Here is a 16,921-nt window from a genome sequence, read left to right on the forward strand (position 1 = left end):
GAGCTTTGATGTTCGAGGAAGACAACGCGCAGTGGGGGCTGGTCCATGCCCTGGTGCTCGATGGCAAAGGCGGCGCGCGCTCGATTGCCCGTACCGAACTGGACAGCCTGCAGCTGCAACCCGAGCAGAGCCTGTGGCTGCACTGGGACCGCAGCCATCCGCAAACCCGCACCTGGCTGTTGCACGACAGCGGGCTGAGCGAGTTCGCCTGCGAGCTGCTGCTGGAAGAAAACACCCGCCCGCGCCTGCTGCCCCTGGCGCAGGAGCAGCTGTTGCTGTTCCTGCGTGGGGTCAACCTCAACCCCGGTGCCGAGCCTGAGGACATGGTCTCGGTGCGCATCTTCGCCGAGGCGCAGCGGGTCATCTCGCTGCGCCTGCGGCCCTTGCGTGCCAGTGACGAGATTCTGCAGCAGCTCGAAGAGGGCAGGGGGCCGAAATCGGCCTCCGAGCTCTTGCTGCTGATGGGTGAGCTGCTGACGGAAAAGGTTCAGGCCCTGGTCAGCGACCTGTCCGAACAGGTCGACCTGGAGGAAGAAAAGGTCGAATCCGACGAGCGGTACACCCCTGAAAACGGTTGCCTGCAGCATATCCGTCGGCGCGCTGCCAGCCTGCGCCGTTTCCTCGCCCCGCAGCGGGAAATCTACGCCCAGCTGTCGCGCAGCAAATGGAGCTGGTTCGCCAATGCCGACGCCGATTACTGGAACGAACTGAACAACAGCCTGATCCGCTACCTCGAAGAGCTGGAACTGGCCCGCGAACGTGCCGCGCTGGTACTGGAAAGCCAGGACCGCCGGCGCAGCGAGCGGATGAACCGCACCATGTACCGTTTCGGCATCATCACCTGCATCTTCCTGCCCATGAGCTTCATCACCGGGCTGCTGGGCATCAATGTCGGTGGGATACCGGGCGCGGAAAACCCCTACGGCTTCCTGTTTGCCTGCATCGTGGTGCTGGGCCTGGCGGTGGGGCAGTGGTGGCTGTTCCGACGGTTGCGGTGGGTGTAGATGTTGATTGACCTGCACCGGCCGCTTCGCGGGCATGCCCGCTCCCACAGGAACAGCACAGGTTTGAGGGCGAGTGGCACTCCGGTGGGAACGGGCGTGCTCGCGAAAAAGCCAGCGCGCATGCATTTTGAAACATCCGTCCCAGTGCGATGTGTGACCCATCGCCCGGCCATCTCGTCTCTGACTGACACTGCGCGAGGTGCCCATGCACGATCCGTTTGAAGAATCCCTGCGTGACCTGCTCAAGGCGTCACCCTCCGGCAATGACCGGGACGACCGGGATGACGCCGCCTGCCTGGGTCGCGTGCTGAAAACCGCCAACCGCCAGGTTGGCGCCGGTGATCTGTTCAGCCTGCTTGGCCGCTGGAGCCAGGCGCTGCTGATCGCCGTGAACAATGGCGCGGCGCATGTTGCGCCGGTGCGCCGACATTCTTCCCGCAACGCTGCCAATGGCAGCAAAGCAGATAAGGCCGATTGAATATGGAACTCGATCTCTGGACCCAGAGCCTGGTCACTGCCATGACCGCCCTTTGGACCAAGGTAGCGAACTTCATCCCCAACCTGTTTGGCGCGCTGGTCGTGGTGCTGCTCGGTTTCGTGGTGGCCAAGCTGCTCGACACGTTGTTGTCCAAACTGCTGGCCAAGTTCGGCCTGGACCGCCTGATGGCCGGCACCGGGCTGACCAAGATGCTCGGCCGGGTCGGCATTCAGGTGCCGATCTCGACCCTGATCGGCAAGGTGGTGTACTGGTTCGTGCTGCTCATTTTCCTGGTCTCGGCGGCGGAGTCGCTGGGCCTGGAGCGGGTCTCGGCGACCCTCGACATGCTCGCCCTGTACCTGCCGAAGGTATTCGGCGCGGCCCTGGTGCTGCTCGCCGGCGTGCTCCTGGCCCAGGTCGCCAACGGCCTGGTGCGTGGCGCTGCCGAAGGCATTGGCCTGGAATACTCGGCAGGCCTGGGGCGTATCACCCAGGGCCTGGTGATCATCATCAGCATCTCGGTGGCCATCAGCCAGCTGGAGGTGAAAACCGACCTGCTGAACCACGTGATCGTGATCGGGCTGATTACCGTTGGTCTGGCCGTTGCGCTGGCGATGGGCCTTGGCAGCCGTGAAATTGCCGGGCAGATCCTGGCCGGCATCTACGTGCGCGAGCTGTACCAGGTAGGCCAGCAGGTGCGGATTGGCGAGGTCGAAGGGCAGATCGAGGAGATCGGTACGGTGAAGACCACGCTGCTGACCGATGATGGCGAACTGGTGTCGCTGTCCAACCGCGAGTTGCTGGAACAGCGAGTCAATAGCCGCTAACCGCACAAAAGCTGTTAATGTATGCCGCCGCGAAAATCGACCCACGGGGTCACGCGGCGACATTGACCTGACTGTCGGCCAGATCCGTTTTGAATAAAGTTCATTCGCCGCCCATGCGCTATGACCCCCGCGAGCTCACCGACGAAGAGTTGGTGGCGCGTTCGCATGAGGAGCTGTACCACGTTACCCGCGCCTATGAGGAGCTCATGCGGCGCTATCAACGGACCCTGTTCAACGTCTGTGCGCGTTATCTGGGGAACGACCGTGACGCGGACGATGTCTGTCAGGAGGTCATGCTGAAAGTGCTCTACGGGTTGAAGAACTTCGAGGGCAAGTCCAAGTTCAAGACCTGGCTCTACAGCATCACCTACAACGAATGCATTACCCAGTACCGCAAGGAGCGCCGCAAGCGGCGCTTGATGGATGCCTTGAGCCTGGACCCGGTGGAAGAGGCGTCCGAAGAAAAGGCGCCGAAGCCGGAAGAAAAAGGCGGGCTGGACAAGTGGCTGGTGCATGTGAACCCGATTGACCGGGAAATTCTGGTGCTACGTTTTGTCGCAGAGCTGGAATTTCAGGAAATTGCCGACATCATGCACATGGGCCTGAGCGCGACGAAAATGCGCTACAAGCGCGCGCTAGACAAGCTTCGGGAGAAATTTGCCGGCCTTGATGAAACTTAGGGGCGTGCAAATATCTCTAACGAACCGGCGAGTTCTGCTAGACTTGCCGTCGAGTTGTCCCCCTTGTTTGTGGTGGGACTGCTTAACTATCACCAGATGGGGATTTAACGGATGAAATTGAAAAACACCTTGGGCTTGGCCATTGGTTCGCTTGTAGCCGCCACTTCGATTGGCGCTATGGCGCAAGGCCAAGGCGCCGTCGAAACTGAAGTCTTCTACAAGAAAGAGTTCTTCGACAGCCAGCGCGACTTCAAGAACGACGGCAACCTGTTCGGCGGTTCGATCGGTTACTTCCTGACCGACGACGTTGAGCTGCGTCTGGGCTACGACGAAGTTCACAACGCTCGTGGCGAAGACGGCAAGAACATCAAGGGCTCGAACACCGCCCTGGACGCCGTTTACCACTTCAACAACCCGTACGACGCTATCCGTCCGTACGTTTCCGCTGGTTTCTCGCACCAGTCGCTGGGCCAGACCGGCCGTGGCGGTCGTGACCACTCCACCTTCGCCAACGTTGGCGCTGGCGCCAAGTGGTACATCACCGACATGTTCTACGCCCGTGCTGGCGTTGAAGCTCAGTACAACATCGACCAGGGCGACACCGAGTGGGCCCCGAGCGTTGGCGTTGGCCTGAACTTCGGCGGTAGCCCGAAGCAAGCTGAAGCTGCTCCGGCTCCTGTTGCTGAAGTCTGCTCCGACTCCGACAACGACGGCGTTTGCGACAACGTTGACAAGTGCCCGGACACCCCGGCCAACGTTACCGTTGACGCTGATGGCTGCCCGGCTGTTGCCGAAGTCGTTCGCGTTGAGCTGGACGTCAAGTTCGACTTCGACAAGTCGGTCGTCAAGCCAAACAGCTACGGCGACATCAAGAACCTGGCTGACTTCATGAAGCAGTACCCACAGACCACCACCACCGTGGAAGGTCACACTGACTCCGTCGGCCCAGACGCTTACAACCAGAAGCTGTCCGAGCGTCGTGCCAACGCTGTCAAGCAGGTCCTGACCCAGCAGTACGGCGTAGAAGCTAGCCGTGTTGACTCGGTAGGCTACGGCGAAACCCGTCCGGTTGCCGACAACGCCACCGAAGAAGGCCGCGCTATCAACCGTCGCGTTGAAGCTCAGGTAGAAGCCCAGGCCAAGTAATTGGTTTGAAGCTTCACGAAAAACCCGGCCTCGGCCGGGTTTTTCTTTGCCAGGATTTCCGCGCAGGTGCACAAGTCGCTGGGGCTGCCTTGCAGTCCTTTCGCGACGCAAGGCCGCTCCTACAACGGACCGTGTTTCAGCCGGCTGCTGCCACCAATGGCTGAACCGCCTGTTCCCCAACCACCTCGCCAATCACCAATATCGCCGGGCTACGCAAGCCAAACCCCCGCGCAGCCTCCACCATCCCGCGCACATCGCTCCAGCATGCCCGCTGTTGTGGCAACGAGGCATTCTCGATCATCGCCACCGGCATTCCCGGTGCCATGCCGCCGTCCAGCAGCCCCTGGCGCACCTGCTCCAGTCGTGCCACGCCCATGTACACCACCAACGTGGTTCCGCCCTGGGCCAAGGCCGCCCAGTTCAGTTCGCTGTCGTCCTGGGTATGCGCCGTGACCAACGTCACGCCCCGGCTCACACCCCGTGAGGTCAGGGAAATGCCACACTGCGTGGCGCCGGCCAGGCCGGCGGTGATGCCGTTGATCACTTCCACCTCGATGCCATGCCCCTGCAGCCACAGCGCCTCTTCGCCACCACGGCCAAAAATGCACGGGTCGCCCCCTTTCAGGCGTACCACGCAACGCCCTTGCCGGGCATGGCGCAACATCAGGCGCTGGATGAACGCTTGCGGCGTGGAGCGGCAGCCACCGCGCTTGCCCACGGCAATCACCCGGGCCTGGGGGCAATGCTCCAGCACTGCCGGGTTGACCAGGTCGTCGATCATCACCACGGCGGCCTGCCGCAGGGCGCGCACGGCCTTGAGGGTGAGCAACTCAGGGTCACCAGGGCCGGCACCGACCAGCCAGACTTTCGCATTCATCAGCATTTCCTCTTTGGCGTCGAGCATTCAGCCCTTGAGCAGGGTGAGCAGCAAGATCAGGTTGAACAGCAAGGACAGCAGGGCCAGGGTGCGCCACACCTTCAGTGGCTCGCGCTCCAGCAGTGGGCGTGGCCGGTCCGGCAGTTCCTGGCGGTCGCCGCGCTCGAGCAGCAGCAACCAGTGTTCGGCGGTTTCGAAACGTTGCGCCGGGTCGGCCGCCACTGCCTGCTGCAGGTTGTGCTGCAGCCATTCCGGCAGGTCGGGGCGATAGCGCGCGGCGCTGACCGGCTGGCCGAAGCGCGGGCGCTGGAAGGCCTCGACCTCGCCGTACGGGTAATGCCCGGTCAGCAGGTGATACAGCGTAACGCCTACGGCATACAGGTCCTGGCGCGGGCTCGGCGGTTGGCCATCGAACGCTTCCGGGGCAATGTACGAGGGCGTGCCCGGCAGCTCGTGCAGCGCGTCTTCGGACAGCCCCGGGCAGTAGGCCAGGCCGAAGTCCAACAGGCGTAGCTGGCCGTCGCTGCCCAGGTGCAGGTTCTGCGGCTTGATGTCGCGGTGCAGCAGGTTGCGCCGGTGCAGCACGCCGACCGCCTGCAGCAGTTGCCGGGCCAGCTCCAGCCACTGCGACAGGGGCAGTGGGCCGTGCTCGGCGAGCAGCGCCGCCAGGCTCTGGCCGGGGTATTCGCGCATCACGTAGTACAGGTGCTGGCGTTGGCTGGCCGGGTGCAGCTCGGGGAAGTGGCGGCCGGCGACCCGGCGCAGGAACCACTCCTCCAGCAGCAGGCCTTGCGCCGCGCCGGGCGCCTGCTCGCGCGCGGCGGGCAGGGTCTTGAGCAGCCAGGGCTGGCCGTGGCCATCGCGTACCCGGTACAGCAGCGACTGGCGGCTGTGGGCGAGCAGCTTTTCGGCCTGCCAGCCATCGATTGCCTGGCCCTCGCGCAGCGGGCCAGGTAGCGGCCATTGCTGCAGTTGGGCCAGGGTGTCGCCGAGGTTGGCCGTGCCCAGCTGCTCGACCTGCACCAGCAAGGCACTGGCGTTGTCCTGGCTGCCGTTGAGGTGCGCGCTGGCAACCAGGGTATCGACGGCCAGTTGCAGGTCGGGTTGCTCGCGCAACACCGCCTGGATGTGCTGGTCGCCCAGGCTGGCCCAGACCCCGTCGCTGAGCAGCAGGAAGCATTCACCGGCCTGCAGCTCGCCTTCCAGATAATCCACCAGCAGGTGCTGGTCCAGGCCCAGCGCACGCTTGAGCACATGTTGCATGCCGGGCTGGTCCCACACGTGGTCTTCGCTCAGGCACTGCAGGCGCCCGGCGTGCCAGCGGTACACCCGGCAATCGCCGACGTGGGCAAGGGTAAAGCGCCGGCCACGCAGCACCAGCGCGCTGAGGGTGGTCAGCAACGGCTGGCCGCTGCCTTGGGCACGCAGCCAGCGATTCTGCGCCAGCAGCAGGCGGTCGAGGGCCTGGGCCACGCTCCAGGTCGCGGGGGTGGCGTAGTAGTCCAGGGCCAGCGCCTGCAGGCTGGCGCGTGCCGCCAGGCCACCATCGGCGCATTGGCTGACGCCGTCGGCGAGGGCGAACAGGTAGCCCTTGCTGGCGGCCAGCTCTGGCGCCGGGGTGACCAGGCGCAGGGCATCCTGGTTTTCCTCGCGCGGCCCGGTGGCGCTGGCCTGGGCAAAACTCAGTTGCAGGCTCATTGGTGTGCCTCAGACCCGCGCCGCGGTAACGGCTGCCGAGCCCCAGGTGGTGCGCCAGCGCTGTTTGACGCCATGCAGGCCGAACCAGGCCAGCAGGCCCAGGCTGGCGAACAGCCACAAGCCCAGTTGGTAGTCACCGGTGTGCTGCTTGATGGTGCCGAGACCGGCCGCCAGCAGGAAGCCACCGATGCCGCCGGCCATGCCGATCAGCCCGGTCATCACGCCGATCTCCTGGCGGAAGCGTTGCGGCACCAGCTGGAACACTGCGCCATTGCCGGCACCAAGGCCCAGCATCGCACTGACGAACAGCGCCAGGGCGGCGGCCGCGCTGGGCAGGTTGAAGCCGACCGCAGCGATGCAGATGGCCGCCACGCTGTACATGCCCAGCAGGGTGCGGATGCCGCCGAAGCGGTCGGCAAGCGCGCCGCCGAGCGGGCGCATCAGGCTGCCGGCGAACACGCAGGCGGCGGTGTAGTAGCCGGCGGTGACCGGGCTCAGGCGGTACTGGTCGCTGAAGTAGCCGGGCAGGGCGCTGGCCAGCCCAATGAAGCCACCGAAGGTGACACTGTAGAAGAACATGAACCACCAGCTGTCGCGGTCGCCCAGGGCCTTGAGGTAGTCGGCCATGGCTTTCGGCTTGGGCCGCTGCGGAGCATTGCGTGCCAGCAGGGCGAACACCAGCAGTGCCAGCGACAGCGGTATCAGCGCGAAGCCGAACACGTTGTTCCAGCCAAAGCCTGCGGCCAGCGCCGGTGCCAACAGGGCGGCGAACACCGTGCCGGAGTTGCCGGCCCCGGCAATACCCATGGCCTTGCCCTGATGCTGCGGTGGGTACCACTGCGAGGCCAGCGGCAGCGACACGGCGAACGAGGCGCCGGCAAAGCCGAGGAACACGCCCAGCAGCAGCGCCTGTTCATAGCTGCGCACGCCCAGGTGCCAGGCTGCCGCAAGCGCGACGATGACCACCACCTGGCCGATCAACCCGGCGGTTTTCGGCGACAGGCGGTCGACCAGCACGCCCATGGCGAAGCGCAGGATCGCCCCGGCCAGGATCGGTGTGGCCACCATCAGGCCCCGTTGTTGTGCGCTCAGTTGCAGGTCGGCGGCAATCTGCACCGCCAGCGGGCCGAGCAGGTACCAGACCATGAAGCTGAGGTCGAAGTACAGGAACGCGGCGAACAGGGTGGGCACATGCCCGGATTTCCAGAAGCTGGTACTCATCGAACACCTCACTTGGCAATGCAGCGGAACGAAAAAGACGCCGCTTCCCGCTCCACGGGTGTGGAGGGGAGAGCGACGTCTTTGTCGGGATCAAGTGGGCAACCGCCGTTGGTTACCGGTGCAATTCGTTCAGCAAGAGATGGGCCAACTTTGCCAAGCGACCGGGTATTTGTAGGAGCGGCCTTGCGTCGCGATGGGCTGCGCAGCAGCCCCGAATTTCAGCCTGCAGCACAGATTGCCGGGGCTGCTGCGCAGCCCATCGCGACGCAAGGCCGCTCCTACAGGGGGGCCGCGTGAAGCAGGTTGCTAACCGAGCATCTCGTGCATGGCGATGATCTGCTCGGCTACCTGGATCAGCTTCTGCTGGCGGCTCATGGCCTGCCGGCGCATCAGGGTGTAGGCCTGTTCCTCGTTGCAGTCCTTCATTTTCATCAGCAAGCCCTTGGCCTGCTCGACACGCTTGCGCTCGGCCAGTTGCTGGTCGCGCGCCTGCAACTGCGCCTTCAGCGCCTGGTCACTTTCGAAGCGGGCCATGGCCACATCCAGGATCGGCTGCAGCCGTGCGGCATGGATGCCTTCGACGATGTAGGCGCTGACGCCGGCCTGGATCGCCTGGCGCATCACTGCGGGGTCGTGTTCGTCGGTAAACAGCACAATCGGGCGTGGCTGGTCCCGGCTGACCAGTACCACCTGCTCCATCACGTCACGGTCTGGTGAATCGGTATCGATCAGCACCACGTCCGGGCGCACTGTTTCGACGCAGGCAGGCAGGTCGATGGTCAGGCCTGGGGCTTCGATCACCTCGAAACCGGCCTCGCTCAGTGCCGCCTTGAGACGGCCGAGTTTGTTCTGGGTATCGTCGATCAGCAGGATACGCAACATGCTCATCCCCCTTACGCGCCGACGCGAGCATCGGGCAGCTCGCCCAGGGCATGCAGGCGGAAACTGCGGGCATAGGCGTAGGGATCGCTGCCATCCCAGCGGGTACCGTCGATCAGCAGGCTGCTGCGCATGGGCTGCTCGGGGCAGGCCACGCCCAGGCTCTGTGCCGCTTCACGGTACAGGGCCAGTTGCTGCACCTGGCTGGCCACGCCGAGGTAGTCGGGGTCTTCGCGCAGCAGGCCCCAGCGGCGGAATTGGGTCATGAACCACATGCCGTCGGACAGGTAGGGCAGGTTGGCCTGGCCATGGTCGTGCAGGCGCAGGGCGTGCGGGTCTTGCCAGTGATTGCCCAGGCCGTCCTGGTAATGGCCGAGCAGGCGCGGTTCGATGCGCTCCAGCGGGGTGTCCAGGTAGGCGCTGCCACTGAGCAGCTGTGCGGTGCTGCGGCGGTTCTCCGGGCTTTGCTCGATGAAGCGGCTGGCGGCGAGGATCGCCTTGATCAAAGCGCGGGCGCTGTTGGGGTACTGTTCGGCGAAGGCACGGGCACAGGCCAGGACCTTTTCCGGGTGGTCCGGCCAGATCGACTGGCTGGTGGCCAGGGTGAAGCCCTGGCCCCTGGCCACCGCATCGGCGGCCCAGGGTTCGCCCACGCAGAAACCGTCGATGCGCCCGGCCTGGATGTGCGCAGCCATCTGCGCTGGCGGCACCACTACGCTATCGACGTCGCGCAGCGGGTGGATGCCCTGGCTGGCCAGCCAGTAATACAACCACATGGCATGGGTGCCGGTGGGGAAGGTCTGGGCGAAGGTCAGTCGTGCGCCATGCTGGTGCACCAGGCGCGCCAATGCCTCGGGGTTGGTCACGCCCTTGCGTTGCAGGGCCGGCGACAGGTTGATCGCCTGGGCGTTCTGGTTCAGCCCCATGAGCACGGCCATGGCGCTGGCCGGTACGCCGCCGATGCCCAGGTGCACGGCATAGGCCAGGCCGTACAGGCAATGTGCGGCATCCAGCTCGCCGCTGACCAGTTTGTCACGCAGCCCAGCCCAGGAACCCTGGCGCTTGAGGTTCAGGGTAAGGCCATGCTGCTGGGCAAAGCCCTGGGTGGCGGCGACCACCACCGAGGCGCAGTCGGTCAGGGCCATGTAGCCGATGTTCAGGCTGGGCTTTTCCGGCGCGTCGCTGCCGTTGACCCAGGCCAGGGGCATTGCTCGGGGTGCTGTGTTCACAAGGTTCCTCGCCCGTACTGATAAGGCTGTGGGCTTGTCTGGTGCAACCGATGTGCCATCTGGCGGCAGCACTGGCGCAGTTGCCCCACGATTTGCTGTCATGCCGGCTGCGCGCTGGCTATAATCGCCCCCTCATTCACCCCGAGCCTCGCCGCCCATGTATACCCTGGCCCGCCAGCTGCTGTTCAAGCTTTCTCCGGAAACCTCCCACGACCTTTCCCTGGACCTGATCGGTGCCGGTGGCCGGCTTGGCCTCAACGGCGTGCTGTGCAAGCAGCCGGCGGCATTGCCGGTCACGGTCATGGGCTTGAACTTCGCCAACCCGGTAGGCCTGGCGGCCGGCCTGGACAAGAACGGCGCGGCCATCGACGGTTTCGCCCAGCTGGGCTTCGGCTTTGTCGAGATCGGCACGGTCACCCCACGCCCGCAGCCGGGCAACCCCAAGCCGCGCCTGTTCCGCCTGCCGGAGGCCACCGCGATCATCAACCGCATGGGCTTCAACAACCTGGGCGTCGACCACCTGCTCGGCCGGGTGCGCGCAGCACGTTACAAAGGCGTGCTGGGCATCAACATCGGCAAGAACTTCGACACCCCGGTCGAGCGCGCTGTGGATGACTACCTGATCTGCCTGGACAAGGTCTACACCGACGCCAGCTACATCACCGTCAATGTCAGCTCGCCAAACACCCCTGGCCTGCGCAGCCTGCAGTTCGGCGATTCGCTCAAGCAACTGCTCGACGCCCTGGCCGAGCGCCGCGAGCAACTGGCTGGTGCGCATGGCAAGCGTGTGCCACTGGCGATCAAGATTGCCCCGGACATGAGCGATGAAGAAACCGCCCTGGTGGCCGCCGCGCTGATGGAGTCGGGCATGGATGCGGTGATCGCCACCAACACCACGCTGGGCCGTGAAGGTGTCGAAGGGCTGCCATACGGCGGCGAGGCCGGCGGCCTGTCGGGCGCGCCGGTACTGGAGAAGAGCACCCATATCGTCAAGGTGCTGGCGGGCGAGCTGGGCGGCAAGTTGCCGATCATCGCTGCCGGCGGCATTACCGAAGGCCGCCATGCTGCGGAAAAGATCGCTGCCGGTGCAAGCCTGGTGCAGATCTACTCGGGCTTCATCTACAAGGGGCCGGCGCTGATTCGCGAGGCGGTCGACGCGATCGCCGCGATGCCGCGTTGACCTGACGGGCCCATTTGCCGGGGAACCGCAAAAGCCAGCGTGGATACCGAATCGAAGCCATAAAAAAGGGCCCCATCAAGGGGCCCCTGGGCCTTCGCCCGCCGCCCGGATAGGGCGTGCATGGTAAATCGAATTCAGTGTCCTCGTTCAGCCAACGGCGTGATTTTCGTTGAGTCTATGGATGCCAGCGGTGCCAGTCATTCCGTCCCAGTTATCACCGCGACCTTCACGCCAGCCGTTGATCCAGGCTTGGCGAACAGAAGGAAGATTGAAGGGGCAAAGTTCGCGGGATTTGCCGGTGACCCCGTATTGGTAGCCACGTGAATATGCTCTTTCCAACGGATCACGCTTAAGTCTTCTCATAGGGTGTTGCCCTCACTTGTTGACTGTAATGTCCCGTCGGCCTCTCCGAGGCCGGGCAGAGTCTTTCTGCCGGTGTGCGCTCGCTGCCGGCGTGGCGAGCTGAAAGTGCCGCCTCGTTGCGAAGCGGCCTGAGACCAGTTCTATCGAATGCGGGTCACGGTGTGAATGATCGATTTGTCATAAGGACGTAACCTTTCCAAGGGTGACGGGATAAGTAAATAAATGCGACTCAACCTTGTTTAGCGTTGAGCCCGCTATGATCAGGGTTTGCCGAACCTTGACGCCATTTCGCCAGCGTTGCTGGCGGATGACGGAAATAATTTGAAATGCGACGAAGGGTCACATTGGCCCCGCCGTCACCAGAATTTTACGTACTGCCTGATGATCTAAGCTGTCCTTGCCGCTGGGCCAGGCGCAGATTGGTCAGGCGGCCCGGCCGTTCACCGCACGCTCGCGTGCCGGGGAAGGCCACCCGCACACCTGCTGGAAAGGGGTGCGGCAAACATCGCGGGGCGATGCGTTGCCCCGTCAGTCAAATAGCCCAAGGCGCTGGATTACTCATGTCGGACCGTTTCGAACTTTATCTCACTTGCCCCAAAGGCCTGGAAGGCCTGCTTGCCGAAGAGGCGCGCAGCCTCGGCCTGGATGAGGTGCGTGAGCACACCTCGGCCATTCGCGGCGCCGCCGACATGGAAACCGCCTACCGCCTGTGCCTGTGGTCACGCCTGGCCAACCGGGTGCTGCTGGTGCTCAAGCGCTTCTCCATGAAGAACGCCGACGATCTCTACGACGGCGTGCACGCGGTCGACTGGGCCGACCACCTGGCTGCCGATGGCACCCTGGCGGTGGAATTCAGCGGCCACGGCTCGGGCATCGACAACACCCACTTCGGTGCGCTGAAGGTCAAGGATGCGATCGTCGACAAGCTGCGCAACCGCGAAGGCCTGCGCCCGTCGGTGGAAAAGATCGACCCTGACGTACGCGTGCACCTGCGCCTGGACCGTGGTGAAGCCATCCTCTCCCTCGACCTTTCCGGGCACAGCCTGCACCAGCGTGGCTACCGCTTGCAGCAAGGCGCCGCGCCGCTGAAGGAAAACCTGGCGGCGGCGGTGCTGATCCGTGCCGGCTGGCCACGCATTGCCGCCGAAGGGGGCGCGCTGGCCGACCCGATGTGCGGTGTCGGTACCTTCCTGGTCGAAGCCGCGATGATCGCCGCCGACATCGCGCCCAACCTCAAGCGTGAACGTTGGGGCTTCAGTGCCTGGCTCGGCCACGTGCCGGCGCTGTGGCGCAAGGTGCATGAAGAAGCGCAGGCACGGGCCGAAGCCGGCCTGGCCAGGCCGCCGCTGTGGATCCGTGGCTACGAGGCCGACCCACGCTTGATCCAGCCCGGCCGCAATAACGTCGAGCGTGCCGGCCTGGGCGACTGGGTGAAGATCTACCAGGGCGAGGTCAGCACCTTCGAGCCGCGCCCGGACCAGAACCAGAAAGGCCTGGTCATCAGCAACCCGCCCTACGGCGAGCGCCTGGGTGACGAAGCCAGCCTGCTGTATCTCTACCAGAACCTCGGCGAGCGCCTGCGCCAGGCCTGCATGGGCTGGGAGGCCGCGGTATTCACCGGCGCGCCGCAGCTGGGCAAGCGCATGGGCATTCGCAGCCACAAGCAGTACGCGTTCTGGAACGGCGCCTTGCCGTGCAAGCTGTTGCTGTTCAAGGTGCAGCCTGACCAGTTCGTGACCGGCGAGCGCCGCGAGCTGCCCGCGCAAGGCGCAGACCTCGATGCGCAGGCGCCGGTGGCCAGCGAGCCGGCGCGCCTGTCGGAAGGGGCGCAGATGTTCGCCAACCGCCTGCAGAAAAACCTTCGGCAACTGGGCAAGTGGGCGCGTCGCGAGCAGGTCGATTGCTACCGCCTGTACGATGCCGACATGCCCGAATATGCCCTGGCAGTCGACCTGTACCAGGACTGGGTGCACGTGCAGGAGTACGCCGCGCCACGTTCGGTCGACCCGGACAAGGCCCAGGCACGCCTGCTCGACGCGCTGGCAGCCATCCCCCAGGCGCTGGGCATTGCCCCGCAGCGGGTGGTGCTCAAGCGCCGTGAACGGCAGAGCGGTACGCGCCAGTACGAGCGTCAGGCCACCGAAGGGCGCTTCCAGGAAGTGCGCGAAGGCGGCGTCAAGCTGCTGGTCAACCTCACCGATTACCTCGATACCGGGCTGTTCCTCGACCACCGCCCGATGCGCATGCGCATCCAGCGCGAGGCCGCCGGCAAGCGCTTCCTCAACCTGTTCTGCTACACCGCCACGGCCACCGTGCACGCCGCCAAGGGCGGGGCGCGCAGTACCACCAGCGTCGACCTGTCGAAAACCTACCTGGACTGGGCGCGGCGCAACCTGGCGCTCAACGGTTTCTCCGAACGCAACCGCCTGGAGCAGGGTGATGTGATGGCCTGGCTGGAAGGCAACCGCGACAGCTACGACCTGATTTTCATCGACCCGCCGACCTTCTCCAACTCCAAGCGCATGGAGGGTGTGTTCGACGTGCAGCGGGACCACGTGCAACTGCTGGACCTGGCCATGGCCCGCCTGGCTCCGGGCGGTGTGTTGTACTTCTCCAACAACTTCCGCAAGTTCCAGCTCGACGAGCACCTGATGACGCGCTACGCCGTGGAGGAAATCACCGCCCAGACGCTGGACCCGGATTTCGCCCGCAACAACCGCATTCATCGCGCCTGGCGTTTGCAGCTGCGGTGAGGCGACGAGGTACATTGCGCGGCTGATGGCCAATAGCTATAAATGACAGCAGGGCAAGATAATCCGCAGGACGCTGGCTTGACGAGACGGGTGTATGTCGAAGGGTGGCGTGCGTGCGCGGTTGCTTGGCCTGAGCACAGAGGGGGTGCCCGCCTGGGCTGTCGCGCTGGTCGCCCTGCTGGTGGGCGGCCTGCTGACCGCCGTGCTGGCGCTTGCCGCGCAAACTTTCTACAAGCAGCAGCTGCGCCAGCGCTTTGAGCTGCTGGCCAGCGAGCGCTTCAGCCGTATCGCCGAGCGCCTTGACCAACAGCAGCAGCGCCTGGACGGGCTGCGGCGGTTTTTCAGCTTGGCCGAGGCTGTCACCCCGCAGGCATTCAACGCCTACGCCCGGCCATTGTTGCAGCGGACCCTGGCCTATGCCTGGGCGCCGCGTGTGGAAGCTGCACAACGCGCCGAGTTCGAGCGCCAGGCCAGCGTGTACCTTGGCCCGGGTTATGTAGTGCGGGACCAGGACGAACATGGCCAGTGGCACCCCGCCCCGCTGCGTGACCATTACTTCCCGGTGTTCTATACCCAGTCGGGCGAATTGCCTGGGTTGCCCTATGGGCTCGACCTCGCCGGCCAGGCCACGTTCCGGGCGGCACTGGCGCGGGCGCTCGGGCCAGGCAGCATGGCGGTTTCCGGATCACTGGCCCTGTTCGATGGGCGCTCGGACGCACGCGGCCTGCTGATGGTGGCGCCGGTGTTTGCCGATTCCGCGCCCAGTGGCGCAGCAATCGGCTACGTGGTGGCCTTGCTGAGCATGCTTGAGCTGGTCAGTGACGGGCAACCGGCGGTGGCAGACGACAACCTGGTCGTGCGTATCGTCGATCCCGCCGGCTCGCGTGGCCCCGAAGTGCTGTTCGATTCGCAGAACCCGGTAGCCCCCCTGGCGCTGGCCAGCAACCAACTGCTGCACCTGGCCGACCACCACTATCAGCTGGGCATCAGGCCGAGCCTGGCGTTCATGCAGGCCAACCGTTCCTCCGCAGTGCTGGCGGTGAGCTTGCTGGGTGGCTTGTTGAGCCTGCTGCTCAGCGTGCTGTTCCACAGCCTGTTCAGCCAGCGCCAGCGTGCCCTGGCCCTGGTCGAGCAGCGCAGCGCCGAGCTGCGGGTCAGCGAGCAAGCCCTGCGCGGCACCCATAATCAGCTGCGCAGCGTGCTGGATGCCGCGACCCAGGTGGCGATCATCGCCACCAACCTCAAGGGCGTCATCAGCACCTTCAACGCGGGTGCCGAGCGCATGCTCGGTTACCCGGCCAGCGAGGCGATTGGCCAACTGCACCTGGAAGACCTGGTACTGGCCGAGGAATTGAGCCAGCGCGCCCACGCCTTGAGCCTGCGTTACGGCCGACCGATCGCCGGCGGCCAGGCCATGTTCGCCGAGACGGTGCAGGCGCATGGTGCCGAGCCGGGGGAGTGGACCCTGTTGCGCGCCGATGGCAGCCAGCTGGTGGCCAACATGCTGGTCACCGCCATGCTCGATGAACAAGGCTTGTGGACGGGCTACCTGGCGATCTGCATCGATGTCACCGAACGGCGTCGGGTACATGAGGCGCTGGCGGCGCGTGATCGCCTGCTGGAAAAGCTCAGTGCTGAAGTGCCGGGTGGTATCTACCAGTACCGCCTGGATAGCGATGGCCATTCGTGCTTCCCCTACGCCAGCATGGGCCTGTACGACATCTACGAAGTCGACCTGCAGCAGTTGCGCGAGGATGCCACGGCGGTGTTCGAGCGCATCCACCCCGATGACCTGGAGCGGGTACGCCGTTCAGTGCGCTACTCGGCCGAGCACCTGTCGCCCTGGCGCGAGGAGTACCGGGTCTGCCTGCCGCGTGCCGGGTTGCGCTGGGTGCGTGGCGAGGCGACGCCGGAGGTGGGCGAGCAGGGCTGCACCCTGTGGCATGGCTACCTGACCGATATCTCCGACCTCAAGAGCGTGGAAGAGGAGTTACGGACGCTGTCGGTGACCGATTCGCTGACCGGCATTCACAACCGCCGCTATTTCCAGGAGCGCTTGAAGTCCGAGCTGGAACGGGCCCAGCGCGATGGCCAGGCGCTGGCGGTGATCATGCTCGACATCGATCATTTCAAACGCATCAATGACCGCTTCGGCCACGCCGTCGGTGACCGTGTGCTGCGCAGTTTGTGCCTGCGCATTGCCCAGCGTCTGCGGCGTACCGATGTGTTCTGCCGGCTGGGTGGCGAGGAATTCATGGTGCTCTGCCCAGGCAGCGATGCCGAGCAGGCGCGGCAACTGGCGCTGGAGCTGTGGCAGGGGGTGCGCAATGTGCCGGTGGAGGGTGTGGGCAGGGTGACTGCCAGCTTTGGGGTAGCGGGTTGGCGGCGGGGAGAAGGTGCCGATGCCTTGCTGCTGCGCGCCGATGCCGGGGTGTACGCGGCCAAGCAGGCCGGGCGCGACCGGGTGGAGGGGGAGTCGGCCTGATCGGCCATGGCGGGCGCGATCGATGTAGGAGCGGCCTCGTGTCGCGATGGGCTGCAACGCAGCCCCAGGATCCAGCTTCGCAATACCAAATGGCTGGGGGC

The 16,921-nt window shown here is 65.0% G+C and carries 14 protein-coding genes; 8 read left to right on the forward strand and 6 right to left on the reverse strand.

The window, feature by feature from the left end:
* Positions 1-8 precede the first annotated feature (8 nt).
* The 5 genes from HU763_RS08410 to HU763_RS08430 all read left to right on the forward strand — a co-directional run bounded on the left by HU763_RS08410 (position 9) and on the right by HU763_RS08430 (position 4,135).
* Positions 9-1,004, forward strand: coding sequence for a zinc transporter ZntB (locus HU763_RS08410; RefSeq protein WP_186687470.1), 996 nt, complete (start codon positions 9-11; stop codon positions 1,002-1,004).
* Between the two features lie 205 nt (positions 1,005-1,209).
* Complete coding sequence (locus tag HU763_RS08415; protein WP_004376140.1) at positions 1,210-1,482, forward strand: hypothetical protein; 273 nt, start codon at positions 1,210-1,212, stop codon at positions 1,480-1,482.
* Between the two features lie 2 nt (positions 1,483-1,484).
* The gene (locus HU763_RS08420) at positions 1,485-2,309 is read left to right on the forward strand and encodes a mechanosensitive ion channel family protein (protein WP_170029048.1); all 825 of its coding nucleotides are present in this window, start codon (positions 1,485-1,487) and stop codon (positions 2,307-2,309) included.
* A 113-nt stretch (positions 2,310-2,422) separates the two neighbouring features.
* Positions 2,423-2,989 (forward strand): RNA polymerase sigma factor SigX, encoded by a 567-nt coding sequence (sigX, locus tag HU763_RS08425; RefSeq protein ID WP_033696348.1) that lies wholly within the window; start codon positions 2,423-2,425, stop codon positions 2,987-2,989.
* Positions 2,990-3,100: 111 nt separating this feature from the next.
* Positions 3,101-4,135 (forward strand): OmpA family protein, encoded by a 1,035-nt coding sequence (locus tag HU763_RS08430; protein ID WP_170029049.1) that lies wholly within the window; start codon positions 3,101-3,103, stop codon positions 4,133-4,135.
* 136 nt (positions 4,136-4,271) lie between these two features.
* Here the strand turns inward: HU763_RS08430 and cobA are convergent, their stop codons facing one another.
* The 5 genes from cobA to HU763_RS08455 all read right to left on the reverse strand — a co-directional run bounded on the left by cobA (position 4,272) and on the right by HU763_RS08455 (position 10,039).
* Positions 4,272-5,012, reverse strand: coding sequence for a uroporphyrinogen-III C-methyltransferase (gene cobA, locus HU763_RS08435; RefSeq protein WP_186687472.1), 741 nt, complete (start codon positions 5,010-5,012; stop codon positions 4,272-4,274).
* A gap of 27 nt (positions 5,013-5,039) precedes the next feature.
* The gene (locus tag HU763_RS08440) at positions 5,040-6,710 is read right to left on the reverse strand and encodes a bifunctional protein-serine/threonine kinase/phosphatase (RefSeq protein ID WP_186687474.1); all 1,671 of its coding nucleotides are present in this window, start codon (positions 6,708-6,710) and stop codon (positions 5,040-5,042) included.
* A gap of 9 nt (positions 6,711-6,719) precedes the next feature.
* Entirely contained in the window at positions 6,720-7,931 is a 1,212-nt protein-coding gene (locus tag HU763_RS08445; RefSeq protein WP_170029051.1) for a nitrate/nitrite transporter, read from the reverse strand.
* Positions 7,932-8,237: 306 nt separating this feature from the next.
* The gene (locus HU763_RS08450; RefSeq protein ID WP_170029052.1) at positions 8,238-8,813 is read right to left on the reverse strand and encodes an ANTAR domain-containing response regulator; all 576 of its coding nucleotides are present in this window, start codon (positions 8,811-8,813) and stop codon (positions 8,238-8,240) included.
* 11 nt (positions 8,814-8,824) lie between these two features.
* Entirely contained in the window at positions 8,825-10,039 is a 1,215-nt protein-coding gene (locus HU763_RS08455) for a CmpA/NrtA family ABC transporter substrate-binding protein (protein ID WP_186690735.1), read from the reverse strand.
* 157 nt (positions 10,040-10,196) lie between these two features.
* On the opposite strand from HU763_RS08455, the gene HU763_RS08460 reads away from it, so the two are divergent.
* The gene (locus HU763_RS08460) at positions 10,197-11,219 is read left to right on the forward strand and encodes a quinone-dependent dihydroorotate dehydrogenase (protein ID WP_186690733.1); all 1,023 of its coding nucleotides are present in this window, start codon (positions 10,197-10,199) and stop codon (positions 11,217-11,219) included.
* Between the two features lie 147 nt (positions 11,220-11,366).
* Here HU763_RS08460 and rmf read toward each other — a convergent pair whose 3' ends face one another.
* Entirely contained in the window at positions 11,367-11,582 is a 216-nt protein-coding gene (gene rmf / locus HU763_RS08465; protein WP_003248687.1) for a ribosome modulation factor, read from the reverse strand.
* A gap of 560 nt (positions 11,583-12,142) precedes the next feature.
* On the opposite strand from rmf, the gene rlmKL reads away from it, so the two are divergent.
* Complete coding sequence (rlmKL, locus tag HU763_RS08470; RefSeq protein WP_186690731.1) at positions 12,143-14,335, forward strand: bifunctional 23S rRNA (guanine(2069)-N(7))-methyltransferase RlmK/23S rRNA (guanine(2445)-N(2))-methyltransferase RlmL; 2,193 nt, start codon at positions 12,143-12,145, stop codon at positions 14,333-14,335.
* Between the two features lie 94 nt (positions 14,336-14,429).
* Positions 14,430-16,820 (forward strand): sensor domain-containing diguanylate cyclase, encoded by a 2,391-nt coding sequence (locus tag HU763_RS08475; RefSeq protein WP_186690730.1) that lies wholly within the window; start codon positions 14,430-14,432, stop codon positions 16,818-16,820.
* The last annotated feature ends 101 nt before the right edge of the window (positions 16,821-16,921 follow it).

It is taken from the genome of Pseudomonas anuradhapurensis, from assembly GCF_014269225.2.
Classification (GTDB): Bacteria; Pseudomonadota; Gammaproteobacteria; order Pseudomonadales; family Pseudomonadaceae; genus Aquipseudomonas; species Aquipseudomonas anuradhapurensis.

What these genes read in the sequence shown, in the direction of transcription:
- HU763_RS08410 (WP_186687470.1), top strand. Translation starts at nt 9, where the DNA reads ATGTTCGAGGAAGACAACGCGCAGTGGGGGCTGGTCCATGCCCTGGTG.
- HU763_RS08415 (WP_004376140.1), top strand. Translation starts at nt 1,210, where the DNA reads ATGCACGATCCGTTTGAAGAATCCCTGCGTGACCTGCTCAAGGCGTCA.
- HU763_RS08420 (WP_170029048.1), top strand. Translation starts at nt 1,485, where the DNA reads ATGGAACTCGATCTCTGGACCCAGAGCCTGGTCACTGCCATGACCGCC.
- sigX (WP_033696348.1), top strand. Translation starts at nt 2,423, where the DNA reads ATGCGCTATGACCCCCGCGAGCTCACCGACGAAGAGTTGGTGGCGCGT.
- HU763_RS08430 (WP_170029049.1), top strand. Translation starts at nt 3,101, where the DNA reads ATGAAATTGAAAAACACCTTGGGCTTGGCCATTGGTTCGCTTGTAGCC.
- cobA (WP_186687472.1), bottom strand. Translation starts at nt 5,012, where the DNA reads ATGAATGCGAAAGTCTGGCTGGTCGGTGCCGGCCCTGGTGACCCTGAG.
- HU763_RS08440 (WP_186687474.1), bottom strand. Translation starts at nt 6,710, where the DNA reads ATGAGCCTGCAACTGAGTTTTGCCCAGGCCAGCGCCACCGGGCCGCGC.
- HU763_RS08445 (WP_170029051.1), bottom strand. Translation starts at nt 7,931, where the DNA reads ATGAGTACCAGCTTCTGGAAATCCGGGCATGTGCCCACCCTGTTCGCC.
- HU763_RS08450 (WP_170029052.1), bottom strand. Translation starts at nt 8,813, where the DNA reads ATGTTGCGTATCCTGCTGATCGACGATACCCAGAACAAACTCGGCCGT.
- HU763_RS08460 (WP_186690733.1), top strand. Translation starts at nt 10,197, where the DNA reads ATGTATACCCTGGCCCGCCAGCTGCTGTTCAAGCTTTCTCCGGAAACC.
- rmf (WP_003248687.1), bottom strand. Translation starts at nt 11,582, where the DNA reads ATGAGAAGACTTAAGCGTGATCCGTTGGAAAGAGCATATTCACGTGGC.
- rlmKL (WP_186690731.1), top strand. Translation starts at nt 12,143, where the DNA reads ATGTCGGACCGTTTCGAACTTTATCTCACTTGCCCCAAAGGCCTGGAA.
- HU763_RS08475 (WP_186690730.1), top strand. Translation starts at nt 14,430, where the DNA reads ATGTCGAAGGGTGGCGTGCGTGCGCGGTTGCTTGGCCTGAGCACAGAG.